The organism is Egicoccus sp. AB-alg2 (genome assembly GCF_041821065.1).
Classification (GTDB): domain Bacteria; phylum Actinomycetota; class Nitriliruptoria; order Nitriliruptorales; family Nitriliruptoraceae; genus Egicoccus.
On the sequence record NZ_JBGUAX010000004.1, the window covers coordinates 322,222 to 336,675 of the forward strand.

Annotated in this window: 13 protein-coding genes; 10 read left to right on the forward strand and 3 right to left on the reverse strand. The window is 74.7% G+C overall.

The window, feature by feature from the left end:
• Positions 1-99 precede the first annotated feature (99 nt).
• The 5 genes from ACERM0_RS09065 to ACERM0_RS09085 are packed head-to-tail and all read left to right on the forward strand — an operon-like array spanning position 100 to position 5,891.
• Positions 100-1,011: a xanthine dehydrogenase family protein subunit M gene (locus ACERM0_RS09065; protein WP_373678252.1), complete on the forward strand. Its 912-nt coding sequence runs from the start codon at positions 100-102 to the stop codon at positions 1,009-1,011.
• The gene (locus ACERM0_RS09070) at positions 1,008-1,559 is read left to right on the forward strand and encodes a (2Fe-2S)-binding protein (RefSeq protein ID WP_373678253.1); all 552 of its coding nucleotides are present in this window, start codon (positions 1,008-1,010) and stop codon (positions 1,557-1,559) included. The genes ACERM0_RS09065 and ACERM0_RS09070 overlap by 4 nt, the downstream gene beginning before the upstream one ends.
• Entirely contained in the window at positions 1,556-3,937 is a 2,382-nt protein-coding gene (cutA, locus tag ACERM0_RS09075) for an aerobic carbon-monoxide dehydrogenase large subunit (RefSeq protein ID WP_373678254.1), read from the forward strand. The genes ACERM0_RS09070 and cutA overlap by 4 nt, the downstream gene beginning before the upstream one ends.
• Positions 3,934-4,614: a carbon monoxide dehydrogenase subunit G gene (locus ACERM0_RS09080; RefSeq protein WP_373678255.1), complete on the forward strand. Its 681-nt coding sequence runs from the start codon at positions 3,934-3,936 to the stop codon at positions 4,612-4,614. Before cutA ends, ACERM0_RS09080 begins: the two co-directional genes overlap by 4 nt.
• Positions 4,611-5,891, forward strand: coding sequence for an amidase (locus ACERM0_RS09085; RefSeq protein ID WP_373678256.1), 1,281 nt, complete (start codon positions 4,611-4,613; stop codon positions 5,889-5,891). The genes ACERM0_RS09080 and ACERM0_RS09085 overlap by 4 nt, the downstream gene beginning before the upstream one ends.
• 2 nt (positions 5,892-5,893) lie before the next feature.
• On the opposite strand, the gene ACERM0_RS09090 is transcribed toward ACERM0_RS09085, so the two are convergent.
• The 3 genes from ACERM0_RS09090 to ACERM0_RS09100 all read right to left on the reverse strand — a co-directional run bounded on the left by ACERM0_RS09090 (position 5,894) and on the right by ACERM0_RS09100 (position 8,331).
• On the reverse strand, positions 5,894-7,243 hold the full coding sequence (locus ACERM0_RS09090) for a permease prefix domain 1-containing protein (RefSeq protein ID WP_373678257.1): 1,350 nt from the start codon (positions 7,241-7,243) through the stop codon (positions 5,894-5,896).
• Entirely contained in the window at positions 7,240-7,596 is a 357-nt protein-coding gene (locus ACERM0_RS09095) for a PadR family transcriptional regulator (protein WP_373678258.1), read from the reverse strand. Before ACERM0_RS09095 ends, ACERM0_RS09090 begins: the two co-directional genes overlap by 4 nt.
• Positions 7,597-7,698: 102 nt before the next feature.
• Entirely contained in the window at positions 7,699-8,331 is a 633-nt protein-coding gene (locus ACERM0_RS09100; RefSeq protein ID WP_373678259.1) for an SMI1/KNR4 family protein, read from the reverse strand.
• Positions 8,332-8,514: 183 nt separating this feature from the next.
• Between ACERM0_RS09100 and ACERM0_RS09105 the strand changes: the two genes are divergently transcribed.
• The 5 genes from ACERM0_RS09105 (at position 8,515) to ACERM0_RS09125 (ending at position 14,292) form a co-directional block, all read left to right on the forward strand.
• On the forward strand, positions 8,515-9,465 hold the full coding sequence (locus ACERM0_RS09105) for a carbamate kinase (protein ID WP_373678260.1): 951 nt from the start codon (positions 8,515-8,517) through the stop codon (positions 9,463-9,465).
• Positions 9,462-10,430: a DUF2877 domain-containing protein gene (locus tag ACERM0_RS09110; RefSeq protein ID WP_373678261.1), complete on the forward strand. Its 969-nt coding sequence runs from the start codon at positions 9,462-9,464 to the stop codon at positions 10,428-10,430. Before ACERM0_RS09105 ends, ACERM0_RS09110 begins: the two co-directional genes overlap by 4 nt.
• Positions 10,430-11,902, forward strand: a complete 1,473-nt coding sequence (locus ACERM0_RS09115) for an FdrA family protein (RefSeq protein ID WP_373678262.1) — start codon at positions 10,430-10,432, stop codon at positions 11,900-11,902. The genes ACERM0_RS09110 and ACERM0_RS09115 overlap by 1 nt, the downstream gene beginning before the upstream one ends.
• Before the next feature lie 96 nt (positions 11,903-11,998).
• Positions 11,999-13,429, forward strand: a complete 1,431-nt coding sequence (locus ACERM0_RS09120; RefSeq protein ID WP_373678263.1) for a DUF1116 domain-containing protein — start codon at positions 11,999-12,001, stop codon at positions 13,427-13,429.
• Complete coding sequence (locus ACERM0_RS09125) at positions 13,426-14,292, forward strand: SDR family oxidoreductase (RefSeq protein ID WP_373678264.1); 867 nt, start codon at positions 13,426-13,428, stop codon at positions 14,290-14,292. Before ACERM0_RS09120 ends, ACERM0_RS09125 begins: the two co-directional genes overlap by 4 nt.
• Positions 14,293-14,454: the final 162 nt, after the last annotated feature.

A 14,454-nucleotide genomic window follows, 5' to 3' on the forward strand; every position in this document is an offset into this window, starting at 1 on the left:
GGTCGCACAGCGCACCGGTACCCGGTTCGGCAGAGGTTGACGACGCCCCGGGGGTCCGGCCTTCGCTAGCGTCCCACGCTCGGAGGCGAGGGAGATCATGTGAAGCCCCCGGTGTTCGCCTACCACGCACCGCGGTCGGTCGAGGAGACGCTCGAGCTGTTGGCGCAGCTCGGCGCCGAGGCGAAGGTGCTCGCCGGCGGCCAGTCGCTGGTGCCGATGCTCAACATGCGACTGGTGGCGCCGGCCGTCCTGGTCGACATCCGGCACCTCGACGACCTCGACACCGTCGAGGTCGCCGACGGCCGCGTCCGCGTCGGCGCCCGGGTGCGCCACCGCCGCCTGGAGCGTGACGACGCGGCCCATGCGGCCCAACCGGTGCTGCGCGAGGCGCTGGAGCTGGTCGCCCACCCCGTCATCCGCAACCGCGGCACCAGCGTCGGCTCCATCGTCCACGCCGACCCGGCCGCCGAGCTGCCGGCCGTCGTCGCACTGCTGGACGCGCGGCTGGAGCTGACGTCGCGTGACGGCGTGCGGCACGTGACGGGCGCGGACGCGTTCCTCGGCCCCTTGGAGAGCGCGCTGCGGCCCGGCGAGCTGGCGACGGCCGTGGAGTTCCCGGTCCGGTCCCCGTACGGCGGCGCCGCCGTCGAGGAGTTGGCGCGCCGGCACGGCGACTACGCACTCGCGGGCGTGGCGGCACAGGTCGACCTCGACGAGGACCGCCGGGTGACCGCGGCGAAGGCGGCGTTCTTCGGGGTCGGTGGCGAACCGGCCGCGATCGACGTGGGCCAGGCGCTGGCCGGTCAGCCCGCCGACGCGCTGCGCGTCGACGACGCGGTCGGCCTCGCCCGCGACGGGCTGGACCCCGACGACGACATCCACGCGACCGCGTCCTACCGGCGCCACCTCGCCGGGGTGCTGCTGGGCCGGGCGCTGGTCCGCGCCGCCGCGGCCGCCACGACGCCGACCGCGGCCTCGACGCCCGACCCGGCCCGGGAGGTGCACGCGTGACCGAGGAATTGCACGACGTCACCGTGACGGTCAACGGCGCGCTGCACCGCGCGTCCGTGCCGGCGCGGCGCCTGCTGTCCGACTTCCTGCGCCACGACCTGCGACTGACCGGCACCCACGTGGGCTGCGAGCACGGCGTCTGCGGGGCCTGCACCGTCCTGCTCGACGGAGAGCCGGTCCGTTCGTGCCTGACGTTCGCCGTGTCGGTCGACGGCGCGGCCGTCACCACCGTGGAGGGTCTGGCCGCCGAGGACGGCACGCTGCACCCGGTGCAGCAGGCGTTCCAGGACTGCCACGGCCTGCAGTGCGGGTTCTGCACCCCCGGCTTCGTGATGAGCGCCTGCGGGTTCCTGGCCGAGCACGCGGAGCCACGGCCGGACCAGATCCGCGAGGGCATGGCCGGCAACCTGTGCCGCTGCACCGGCTACGCCGGCATCCTGGCGGCCGTCGAGCAGGCCGCCGGGGTGCTGCGCGAGACCGGCGCCGACCCGCGGGACCGGCACGTCGCACGCGACCGCGGGCACGACGAGGCGGAGGTGTCGTCGTGACCACGCGCCAGTTCGGGACCGCGGTCGCCCGCGTCGAGGACCCGCGTCTGTTGCGCGGCGAGGGGCGCTACCTCGACGACCTCGGCCACGACGCGCTGGCCGTGGCCATCCTGCGCAGCCCCCATGCGCACGCACGGATCCGCGACATCGACGTGACCGCCGCCGTCGACGTGGACGGGCTGGTCGCGATCTACACCTACGAGGACCTGCCGCCACGACTGCAGCAGGCGATGCCGCTGCTCATCCCGCACCCGTCGCTGACCGCGCCCGTGACCCAGAAGGTGCTGGCCGACGGCGAGGTCAACCACGTCGGCGAAGCGGTCGCGATGGTCGTCGCCAGCGACCGGTACGTCGCCGAGGACGTCCTCGACCGCATCCGCGTCGACTACGAGATCCTGCCGGCCGTCGTCGACCTCGAGGTGGCCGTCGGGAACGGGGGCGCCGTCCACGACGCCGTGCCGGGCAACGTGGCCGCGGAGATGGAGCAGACCATCGGCGACGCGCCGTCCGCGATCGAGGCGGCCCCGCACCGGCTCTCGCTGCGGCTGGACATCGAGCGTTCCGCGTCCACGCCGATGGAGGGCCGCGGCGTCCACGCCCGGTGGGACCCCGACGACCGGCGGCTGCGGGTCCACACCTCCACACAGGCCCCCACCAGCGTCCGCGCCGCCATCGCCACCTTCCTGGAGCTCGACTTCGCTCAGGTCGAGGTGGTCGTGCCCGACGTCGGCGGCGGCTTCGGCGTGAAGATCATGCACCCGTGGCCCGAGGAGATCCTCGTGCCCTGGGCGGCGCGGCTGCTGGGACACGACGTCAAGTTCACCGAGGACCGCCACGAGCACTTCGTCTCGGCCAACCACGAGCGCGGCCAGGTCCAGTGGGTCGAGGTCGGTTTCGACGACGACGGACGCATCCTCGGCCTGGACGTGCGGTTCCTCCACGACCACGGGGCCTACATCCCGTACGGCCTGATCGTGCCGATCATCACGTCCACGCAGCTGCTGGGGCCCTACCGGATCGAGCACTACCGGGTCCGCTTCCAGAGCGTCTACACGAACAAGACGCCCGTGACCCCCTACCGCGGCGCCGGCCGTCCCCAGGGCTGCTTCCTGATGGAGCGCACGGTCGACGCCATCGCCGCGCAGCTCGGCCTCGACCGCACCGAGGTGCGCGCCCGCAACTTCATCCAGCCCGACGAGATGCCCTACGCCTTCGGCCTGACCTTCCAGGACGGCCGCGACTACACCTACGACTCCGGCGACTTCCCCGCCTCGCTGGCCAAGCTCAAGGAACTGGTCGACTGGGACGGCTTCGCCGCCCGCAAGGAGGCGGCCGCCGCCGAGGGTCGCCTGCTGGGCATCGGCCTCGCCTGCTACGTCGAGGGCACGGGCGTCGGTCCGTACGAGGGCGGCCACGTCCTGGTCGAACCCAACGGCACCGTGCAGGTCGCAACCGGCCTGGGCACCCAGGGGCAGGGGCACCAGACCGCGTTCGCGCAGATCGCCGCCGACGAGCTGGGGGTGCCGCTCGAGCAGGTGAAGGTCGTCACGGGCGACACGCGCCGGTTCCAGTACGCCGTCGGCACCTTCGCGTCGCGCGCCGCGGTCATGTCCGGCAACGCGATCCACCTCGCCGCCCGCAAGGTGCGGGAAAAGGCCCTGCAGCTGGCCTCCGACGCCCTGGAGGTCGACGTCGAGGATCTCGAGCTGGCCGACGGGCGCGTCCAGGTCGTCGGCAGCCCGGACACCGGTTTGCCGCTCTCCATGCTGGCGACGCTGTCCAACCCGCTGCGCTACGCCTTCGACGAGCACGCCAAGGCCGCGACCCAGTTCGCCGGCCCCAACGACCCGAACAAGCCGCCCGTCGCCGAAGGGCAGGCCCCGGGCCTGGAGGGCACGGACTACTACTCGCCGGTGCGCTCGACGTTCGCCAACGGCATGCACGCCGTCGAGGTCGAGGTCGACCCAGCCACCTCCGACATCCGCATCCAGCGCTACGCGGTGGTGCACGACTGCGGCAACCTCATCAACCCCCGCATCGTCCAGGGCCAGGTCCTGGGCGGGGTGGCCCAGGGCGTCGGTGGCGCGCTGTACGAGCGCATGGCCTACGACGAGCACGGCCAGCTGCTCAACGCGTCGTTCATGGACTTCCTCATGCCCTATGCGACCGAAGTCCCGCCGGTGGAGATCGACCACCTGGAGACGCCGTCGCCGCTGAACCCGCTGGGGATCAAGGGTGCCGGCGAGGCCGGGGTCATCCCCGGCTCGGCCGCCATCGCCGCCGCCATCGAGGACGCGACGGGGGTCCCCATCCACGCCATGCCGATCTCGCCGTCGCAGCTGCACGAGCTGCGCACGGCCGCAGGAGGTGCCCAGTGAAGGTGTCCGGGACGTACACGCTCGCCGCGCCGCGCCAGCAGGTCTGGGAGGCACTGCAGGACCCGTCCGTGCTCGCACGCACGATCCCGGGCTGCGAAGCGCTGGAGGTCACCGGCGACGACGCGTACGCCGCCACCGTCACGGCGGGGGTGGCCAGCGTGAAGGGCACCTACCAGGGGCAGGTCCAGCTGCGCGACAAGCAGGTGCCCTCCAGCTACCGGCTGCAGGCCGAGGGCGCCGGCGCGCCCGGCACCATCCGCGCGGACGCGCTGATCCGCCTCGAGGACCACGACGGCGACCGTACGCGGGTGACCTTCGACGCCGACGCCGTCATCGGCGGGATGATCGGCGGGGTCGGCCAACGGATGCTCGCCGGCGTCGCGAAGAAGACGGCCGGCGAGTTCTTCGCCGCGGTCGAACGCGAGCTGCTCGGCGTCCCGGCCGAGGTGGCGGCCGAGGTACCGGCCGCGGCCCCCGCGGCCCCCGCGGCCCCCGCGGTCGCGGCGGCGGGCGAGGCGCCCGCCGCGGCCGCGCCCGTGGTCGGCCAGGTCTTCCGCGGGGCGCCGCGCCCGGCGGCGGCCGCCCCCAGCCGCCTGACCGAGCTGCTGGCGGCCTTCGGGCTCGGCGCGCTGGTCGCGATCGTCGGAGTGATCGTCGGCCGCCGGATGCGGCCGTGAGTCTCGTACGGGACACCGGCGTCCGGACCATCCGCGACCGGATCGCCGCCGGTGAGGCCTCGGTCGTCGAGGTGGTGCAGGACCACCTCGACGCCATCGTGGACCGCGAGGACGACCTGCACGCGTGGGCGCACCTCGACCCCGACCTCGCCCTCGCCCAGGCGCGGGCCCTCGACGCCCTCCCGGAGGACGAGCGCGGCCCGCTGCACGGCGTCCCGGTCGGGGTGAAGGACATCCTCGACACCCACGACCAACCGACCGCGCACGGCTCGCCGATCTACGCGGGCCACCGGCCCGCCGCCGACGCGGTCGCCGTCGCACGGCTGCGGGCGGCCGGGGCCGTGGTGCTCGGCAAGACCGTCACCACCGAGTTCGCGCTGTTCCAGCCCGGCCCGACCCGCAACCCGTTCGACCGCACGCGCACGCCGGGTGGCTCGTCCAGCGGTTCGGCCGCCGCGGTCGGTGCCGGGACCGTGCCGCTGGCGATCGGCACGCAGACGGCCGGCTCGGTCGTGCGGCCCGCGTCCTTCTGCGGGACCGTCGGCGCCAAGCCCACGTTCGGGGCGGTGCCGCTCGACGGCGTGAAGCTGTGCTCGCCGAGTCTCGACACGGTCGGCCTGCTCGGCCGCGACGTCGACGACGTCGCCCTCGGCCTGGGCGTCATGGCCGGCGACGTCGATCGCTTCCGCCCGGCCGAGCTCGGGGATCGTCCGGTCGTCGGCTTCCTGCGCACGCCCTGGTGGCACGAGGTCGAACGCCCGGCCCGCGGGGCCGTCGAGGCGGCCGTGACACGACTGGCCGGCGACGTCGACGTGGTCGAGGTCCGCCTGCCGGACGCGTTCGCGGGGCTCGTCGAGGCCCAGCAGGTCGTCATGGGTGTCGAGGTGCTCGACGCGCTGCGGCCGGAGATCGAGCAGCACACCTCACGGCTGAGCGCCCGGCTGCGGGCCTACCTCGACGACGCGCGCCGGCTCGTCGACGCCTACGACGACGCGATCGCGCTGCGTGACCGGTGCCGGGCCCAGCTCGACGAGGCCTTCGGCGACGTGCGGGTCGTGCTGGCACCCAGCGTGCTCGGCGAGGCCCCCGACGCCGCGACCACCGGCGACCCGATGCTGTGCCGGCCCTGGACCCTGCTGGGTACCCCGACCGTCGCCGTCCCCGGGTTGACCGGCGCGGGCGGTCTGCCGCTGGGCGTGCAGACGGTCGCGCGACCCGGCGACGACGCCGGCGCCCTCGGCACCGCCCGCCTGCTCCACCGCCTGCTGACGGCGTAGCGTCAGGCGAACGCGAACAGCGGCGGGAGCACGACCACCACGGCCGCCGCCCACACCGCGAAGACCGGCAGGTAGCCGGTCTGCCACCGCTCGAGCCGGTTGACGCCGGCGCCGGCGGTGAGGAAGCGCGCGGACAGCCAGGCCGCGCCGGCGAGGTTCACGAGCAGCACGAGGTTGAGGCCGAGCGCCGCGGCGCGGTTCGGCGTGAAGCCGAGCTCGCCGATCCGGGCCAGCATGGAGGCCAGCACCATCCCGTCGAGGACCAGCGCGCACGCGACGGCGACGAGCTGGATGCGGTCCATCCAGCCCGGCGGGGCCGCCGGCTCGCGGGCGGACAGGCCGTAGAGGACCAGCCCGAGGACGACCACCAGCAGCGCGTCGAACGCGCCGAGGAGTTCGCGGTCGAAGTCGCCCATGATGCCCGTCGCGACGTAGACGATCGCGGCCCCGGCCAGCATCACCGCGAACAGCGGGGTGAAGACCATGGTGAGCACGGGGGCCATGTTCTCCACGACCCGCTGCTTCGACTCGACCAGCCACGCCGCCACGACCACCGCACCGGCCGCGCCGGAGGGCACCACCCACTCGATGATCCGCTCCGCGACGTCCGCGCCCATCGGCTCGAGGATGAGGGACGTCAGCCCCATCAGCACGCCACCGCCGAGCGCGAGCAGCACGTAGTAGATGAACCACTCGCCGGTGAAGCGGACGAAGTCCATCCGCCGCTCGTGCGATCGCAGGTCGCCACCCGTGTACGGGTGGGCGAGCGCGAACCACAGCACGACCGGCAGATGGGCGGCCACCAGCAGTTCCGTCGAGCCGCCGGCGTCGAAGGGGTAGAGATTGACCACCCCCGCCGCGAGCACGAACGGCACGGCGGCCACCAACCATCGACGCGCCGGCAGTCGCCGTCGGTACGCGAAGAAGCCGGCGAGGAAGGGCAACACGAGCAGGCCGGCGTTGCGCACCAGCCACGTGGACTCCTCCTCGGGGAAACCCGTCGCCAGCCGCGCGAGCAGCACCGAGACGGCCGCCGCCACCGCGAACGCCAGCGCCGCCACCATCCCGTTCGACGTCCGCGTCGCCGGCGCGCCGCCCGCCAGCACGAGCTGCTTCCACAGACGTCCGCTGTGCTCGCGCGCGAACTCGCGCGACACCGCGTCGATGCTGCCCATCCGCTTCACGGCCACGAGGAACGCCTCGTCGGCGGCCAGGCCGGCCGCCTCCAGTTCGGCGATCTGCTCGCGCAGGTGCGCCTCGAGCTCCTCGACCTCGTCCGCGGCGAGGACCGAGTCACGCGCGACGAACCCGCGCCACTCGGCGATCTGCGCTTCCACGGCGCTCACGGTCACGCCCTCCCGACGGCCGGCAGTGGACCGGAGCCGTCCCACAGGTTCGCCAGGGTCTGCGCGACCGCCGCCCACTGCCGCTGGTGCTCCGCGAGCGCCGAGCGTCCCGCGTCGGTGATCGCGTAGTAGCGGCGCCGGCGGCCCTCGGGCGGCGTCCGCCACTCCGTCGTCACGTACCCGAGTCGCTGCAGGCGGTGCAGCAGGGGATAGAGCATCCCGTCGGTCCACTCCAGCTGACCGTCGGACAGGTCCCGCACGCGTTTGAGGATGCCGTAGCCGTAGTTCTCCCCGTCCGCCAGGATCCCCAGCACGAGCGGGGTCGCCGACGCCGCGACCAGGTCCTTCTCGATCCGCACCCGTCCACCTCACCCTCGGAGTGGAATGCATAGAACTACAAGGTGTGAAGGCGGTCAAGCCTCCGGGTGTCGGCGGCGCCCGGCGAACGGCCGGTCGGCGGCCTAGTCGACCACCCGGTAGGTCACCCGGGCGCCGTCGGGCAGGTCGCGCAGTTGCCGCGCCAGGGCCCCGCGCCGGCGCATCCCCTCGACCGCGTCGAGTGCGTGGAGATTCTCCACGGTGAACTCACCACCGAGGACGAACGGGATCTTCGGGACGAGACGCTGCCCTGCTTGGAGCGGACCGTGCTGCGCCTGCCACGCGTGAGCGAGCGGGTGGCCGGTGAGGACCGCGTAGTCGTCGAGAACGGCCTCGGCCCAGCCCTCGAGGTCGGGGGCCAGCCAGTCCCTGGCTCCGGTCTCGGGGTCGAAGGTGGAAACCTCCCCGTGCAGCAGGACGAACTGACCGCCGAAGACGTCCTCGGCGAAGCAGAGCCCCTCCGCCGCGAGATCGTCGTAGACGGCGCGCCACAGCGCGGGTTCGTTCCAGGCCTGCATCGACCGTTCCCCGGCGGCGCCCGTCGCCAGCGGGTGGACGTACAGGGCGGACTCGAAGGCGTGGAAGCCGTCGCGCTGCGCCCACGGACGGGTGACGGGGGTGATCCGGTCCGCCCCGACCGCCGCCGCCCTGGGACGCCCGGGTGTCGCCAGGGCGACACCGGCGATCTCGAGCAGTCGGTCCAGTGGAGAGGTCATGGCGCGGACCTTGCCACAGCCGGCCGCGCGGCCGAGGCGGTCGCGTCGCCGACCTGCGGCGTCGCGCAGCCCGCGTAGCGACCTTCGCCGAACACCGCACGGCGCCTTCGGCGGAGAGTGCCGACGACCACCTCGCCGGCACGTCCTACCGTGGGCGCGACGCCGAGGTGCCGAGGCAGCAGCGTGGGAGAGCGGACGGTCATCGCCCTGGGCGGCAACGCCATCGCCCCCGCGGGCACGGCGGGCACGGCCGAGGAGCAGACGGTCAACATCTGGCGGACCATGCGCCAGATCGCCGAGCTGGTGGCCGACGGGCTCGACCAGCTCGTGTTGACCCACGGCAACGGCCCGCAGGTCGGCAACGTGCTCATCAAGAACGAGTTGGCCCGCGACGTGGTGCCGCCCGTGCCGCTCGACTGGTGCGTCGCGCAGACGCAGGCCACGATCGGCTTCACCATCGCCGACACCCTCGGACACGAGTTGCGACGTCTCGGGCACGAACGTCCCGTGGTCCCCGTGGTCAGCCGTGTGCTCGTGGCCGCCGACGACCCCGCCTTCGCGCTACCCACCAAGCCGATCGGCCCCTACCTGGGCGATCCCGACGACGTCGCCCGTCGCGAGCGCGACGGCCAGCAGTTCGTCCGGGTCGGCGAGCGCGGCTGGCGGCGGGTCGTCCCCTCGCCGCAGCCGCTGGCGTGCGTGGACCGGCCGGCCGTCGACCTCCTCCTCGACGACGGGGCCATCGTGGTCGCCAACGGCGGTGGCGGCATCCCGGTCGTCGAGCAGCCCGACGGACCGCTCGGCGGCGTCGAGGCCGTCATCGACAAGGACCTCGCCGGCGCGCTGCTCGCCGAGGAGCTCGGCGCCACCACCTTCGTGATCCTCACCGACGTCCCGGCCGTCGCCATCGACTACGGCACGCCGCAGCAGCGCTGGCTCGGGGAGGTCTCCCTTGCCGAGCTGCGCGGGCTGCAGGACGGGGGCCACTTCTCCGCCGGTTCGATGGGCCCGAAGGTCGAGGCGGCCTGCCGGTTCGTCGAACGCACCGGCGGCCGGGCGGCGATCGCCTCGCTGGACGACGTGGTAGCGGCCGCCGGCGGGACGGCCGGCACCCGGATCCTGGCCTCGACGTGACGCGGCCCGCGGACGACGGATCCGCCGTGGTCGGGGCCACGGCCAGTACCGGTGTCGCCGACGTGCTGCGCGGTTCGCGTCGGCGGGCGCGTGTGCTGGCGGCCTTCCCGGCCGCGCTGTACCTCGAGCACGACGACGGACTGCTGGCACTGGTGAGCCCCGACGGGATCGCCCACCCCAACGCGGTCGTGCTGGCGCAGCCGGTGGCGTCTCCCGGGCTGACCGGCCACGCCCCCGGGACCGTCGGGCACGTCGGCGACCTCGGCGTGGCGTTGCCTGGACTGCACGCCCGCGTCACGCGCTGGTTCGACCCGCGCCCGCGATTGCGTCCGGTCCGGGCGTCGGTGCTGGCGACCCGCAGCGCCGCGGCGCTCGCGCTGGTCGAGCGACGTGCCGGACCGACGCCGGAGCTCCTGGCCACCCGCCTGCGCGAACTCGTCGCGGCATCCACGACCGGGGACGTCGCGGTCACCACGGCCGTCGCTCGGCGACTGGTCGGACTCGGGCCCGGCCTCACCCCGGCGGGCGACGACGTGCTCGCGGGCCTCTTCGCGGGCACGCCGGCCCTGGCCGCGGCGCTGGGCCGGCCCCACGCGCCGTCCGTGACGGCCCTCCGGGGCGTGGCCGACCGGGTGCTGCCCACCGTGGGGCACGCCACCACCGCCGTCTCGGCGGCGCTGCTGCGCCACGCCGCGCGCGGCGAGGTCGCCGCGCCCGCCGCCGCGGTGCTGCGGGCCCTGACGGCCGCGGAGGTGCCCGACGCCGTGCCGTCCGACGGCACCGCCGGCCCGGCACTGTGCACCGGGCTCGACGACCTGCTCGCGGTCGGCTCGACGTCAGGGCGCGACCTCGCACTCGGGCTGCTGGCCGCGGCCGAGGTGCTGCTGCACGAGGCCGCCCCTCGCGCGGCGGCTGCTGCGTCGCGGCCCCTCCACGACCTCCCACCGATCCGAGGACGAACCTGATGGTCGACCACCTCGACATCCGCCGCGGGGTCTATGCCGACTCCGTCAGCCTCATGCAGGTCAGCCGCCGGGTCGCCGACGTCGACGGCGTCGACGGCGCCCTGGTCGCCATGGCCACCGAGTTGAACCTCGAACTGCTCGCCGGCATGGGCTTCGAGGCGACCGACGCCGGCCCGAACGACCTGGTCGTGGCGGTGCGCGCCGCCGACGACGACGTGCTGCAGGCCGCGCTGGCCGAGCTGGAGGCCGCGCTGGCCGCCAGCCGCGGCGGCGGCGCCGCGGCCAGCTTCGGGGACGCGCCACCGCCGCGCACGGTCCGCGACGCCGCCGCCCTCGGCGGCGACCTGGCGCTGGTGTCCGTCCCGGGCGAGCACGCCTACGTCGAGGCGCTCGACGCGTTGCGCGCCGGCCTGCACGTCATGCTGTTCAGCGACAACGTGCCGCTGGACGCGGAGATCGACCTGAAGCGGCAGGCCGAGCAGCGCGGCCTGCTGGTCATGGGCCCCGACGCCGGGACCGCGATCGTCTCGGGCGTCGGGCTCGGCTTCGCCAACGTCGTGCCACCCGGCCCCGTGGGCGTGGTCGCCGCGTCGGGAACCGGCGCCCAGCAGCTGACCTGCCTCCTCGACGACGCGGGTGTCGGCGTGTCGCACGTGCTGGGCGTCGGCGGTCGCGACCTCAAGGAGGAGGTCGGGGGTCGCTCGACGCTGCAGGCGCTGCAGGCCCTGGACGCCGACCCGGCCACCGAGGTCGTGGTGATCCTCTCCAAGCCGCCCGCGGCGTCGGTCGCCGACCGGGTGCGCGCGGCCGCCGCCGAGTGCAAGACGCCGGTGGTCATGGGCCTGCTCGGTCCGGGCCAGGACGACCTCAGCGCGATCACGGCCGAGGTGCTGGGCCGGCTCGGCCGCGAGGTGCCCGCGTGGCGGACGTGGGGCGAGCCCGTCCGGGCCGGCGGCGGCGACCGGCTCGTCGGCCTGTTCGCGGGCGGGACGCTGTGCGCGGAGGCGTTGCTGATCGCCGAGGCGGCGCTCGGTCCCGTGACCGCCAACGTCGGCGAGCGCGCCGACGCGGACGCGGCCGCCGACCCCACCGCCAGCGGGCACGTCCTGGTCGACCTCGGCGAGGACGAGTACACCCGCGGCCGGCCCCACCCGATGATCGACCAGCAGCTGCGCCTCGAGCGCATCGCCGCGGAGGCCGCCCGGGACGACACGGCCGTGCTGCTGCTGGACGTCGTCCTCGGGCACGGCGCGCACCCGGACCCGGCCGGTGAGCTGGCGCCCGCCATCGCCGACGCCCGCCGGACGGCTGCCGCGGCCGGGCGGGAGCTGGCGGTCGTGGTCTCGTTGTGCGGCACAGTCGGCGACCCCCAGGGCCGCGACCGTCAGGCCGCCGCGCTGGCGGAGGCCGGCGCGCAGGTGTTCGTGTCGAACGCCGCCGCGGCCCGCGCCGCCGTCGCCTGCCTCGGCTGAGCCACCGCCCAGTCTCTCCCTCCCGACCGCCGCACCCCACCCGGACCCGCCACGCGCCGGACCCGCGCCGTTCACCGCCCACGAATCGAGGGACCCGTGACCGACCAGACCGACACCGCCCCGCTCGCCGCGCTGCTCGACGGTCCGCCCCGGGTCGTGGCGGCCGGCGTCGAACTGTTCGAGACGACCCTCCGCGACCAGGGCGTCGACGTGGTGCCCGTGGATTGGCGCCCGCCGGTCGACGGGCTTGCGGCCGAGCTCGCCCGTGTCGCCGCCGACCCCCGCACCGAGGAGGCCAACCGGGTGGCGCTGGAGCGGGTCATCGCCGCCGAGCCCCACTGGGTCGGCATCCGCACGGCCCGCGAGGCGGTCGGGATCGAGACGGGCCAGTTCCTGCACGCCGGCCCGCCGATCACCTGGGAGCGGGCCTCGGGACCGCTGCGCGGCGCACTGATCGGCGCGATGCTCTACGAGGGGATGGCGGAGACGCCCGAGGAGGCGCAGCGCATCGGCGAGCGCGGCGAGCTCGAGCTGGCGCCCTGCCACCACCACCGCGCCGTCGGACCGATGGCCGGTGTCGTATCGCCGTCGATGCCGATGTTCGTCGTGGAGAACGGCGCGTTCGGCAACGTGGCGCACTGCTCGCTCAACGAGGGCCTCGGCAAGGTGCTGCGCTACGGCGCCTACGCGCCGGAGGTCGTCGAGCGCCTGCAGTGGATGGCGCAGGTGCTCGGCCCCGCGTTGGGCGCCGCGGTCGGCCGGCTGGGTTCGCTGGACCTGCGGGCCGTCATCTCGCAGGCCCTGCAGATGGGCGACGAGCTGCACAACCGCAACCGGGCGGCGTCGGCCCTGATCGTGCGCGAGATCGTGCCGCCGCTGCTGGAGGCCGGCATCGACCCGGGCGACCTCGCCGACGTCGTGCGCTTCGTCAACGGCAACGAGCACTTCTTCCTCAACCTCGGCATGCCCGCGGCCAAGTCCGCCATGGACCCCGCGCGCGACCTGCCCGGCTCCACGATGGTCGTCGCCATGGCCCGCAACGGCACCGACTTCGGGGTGCAGGTGTCGGGCACCGGCGACCAGTGGTTCACCGGCCCCGCCGAGGTGCCCGACGGGCTGTTCCTCGGCAACTACACCGCCGAGGACGCCAACCCGGACATCGGCGACTCCACGATCATGGAGACGGCCGGAGTCGGCGGGTTCGCCATGGCCGCCGCCCCCGCCATCGTCCGCTTCGTCGGCGGGCAGGCGTCCGACGCGCTGGACGCGACCCGCTCCATGTACTCGATCGCGCTCGGCGAGCACCCGCACTACCAGGTGCCGATCCTGGAGTTCCGTGGCACGCCGGTCGGCATCGACGTGACCCGCATCGTGCGCACCGGGACGCTGCCGTTCGTCAACACCGGCATCGCGGGCAAGGAGGCCGGCACCGGGCAGGTCGGGGCGGGGCTGGTGTCGCCGCCGATATCGGCGTTCGCCGACGCCGTCCGGGCGCTGGCGGCCGCCGCCGAGGCGCCGGTGGGGTGAACGCCGCGGACGACCGGCCGATCCTCGTCACCGGTGCCGGCGGCAAGACCGGCCGCGCGGTCCTGCGCGCGCTCGTCGACGCCGGTGCGCCCGCGCGGGCCCTGCTCCGCGGCCCCGACCGGCTGGCGGACGCCCCCGGACTGCACGGCACGGTCGAGACGGTCGTCGGCGACCAGCGTGACCGCGACGACCTCGAAGCGGCACTGGACGGGGTGGCCGCCGTGTACGCGATCGCGCCGAACCTGCACCCCGACGAGGTCGTCATGGGCCGGGCGCTGGTCGACGCGTGCCGACGCCGTGGCCTGACGCGGGTCGTCTACCACTCGGTGATCCACCCGCAGGTGCGGGCCATGCCGCACCACGCCGACAAGGGCCGCGTCGAGGAACTGCTGGTCACCAGCGACCTCGACTGGACGATCCTGCAGCCCAACGCCTACCTGCAGAACCTGCGCGGCTACGTCGACGGACTGCGCGACGGCGTCTACGCGGTGCCCTACGCCACCGACCGGCGCCTGGCGATGGTCGACCTGGACGAGGTCGCCGAGGTGGCCGCCCGGTGTCTCGTCGAGGGCCTGGGCGTCCACGCCAGCTTCGAACTGTCCGGGCCGGCCGAGGTGAGTGCCGATGACGTCGCGGCGGCCGCCGCGCGGGCGCTCGGGCGGCCCGTGACCGCCGTTCGCCGCGACCCGGCCACCTGGGTGGCCGGCCAGTCGGGGCTGTGCGAGGAGACGCGCCGCCGCCTGCTGGCGATGCTCACCGCCTACGACCAACACGGCTCGCCGGGCGATGCCACCGTGTTGGGCGCCCTGCTCGGCCGCGCACCTCGCGGTCTCGACGACGTGCTCCCCGCGCTCCTGGCCTGACCGGGGTCCCGACGGGGCAGGATGCAGGACACTCCCACCTCCTTCTCGGCAGATGTTGCCGAGCATCGCGTCCATACCGATGCATGACTGCCAGTCACGGCCCGGTCGGCCCGCCATAGGGTGCCGGGGTGAGGGAGCGGCCCGCCGTGGCGCGGAGCCGGG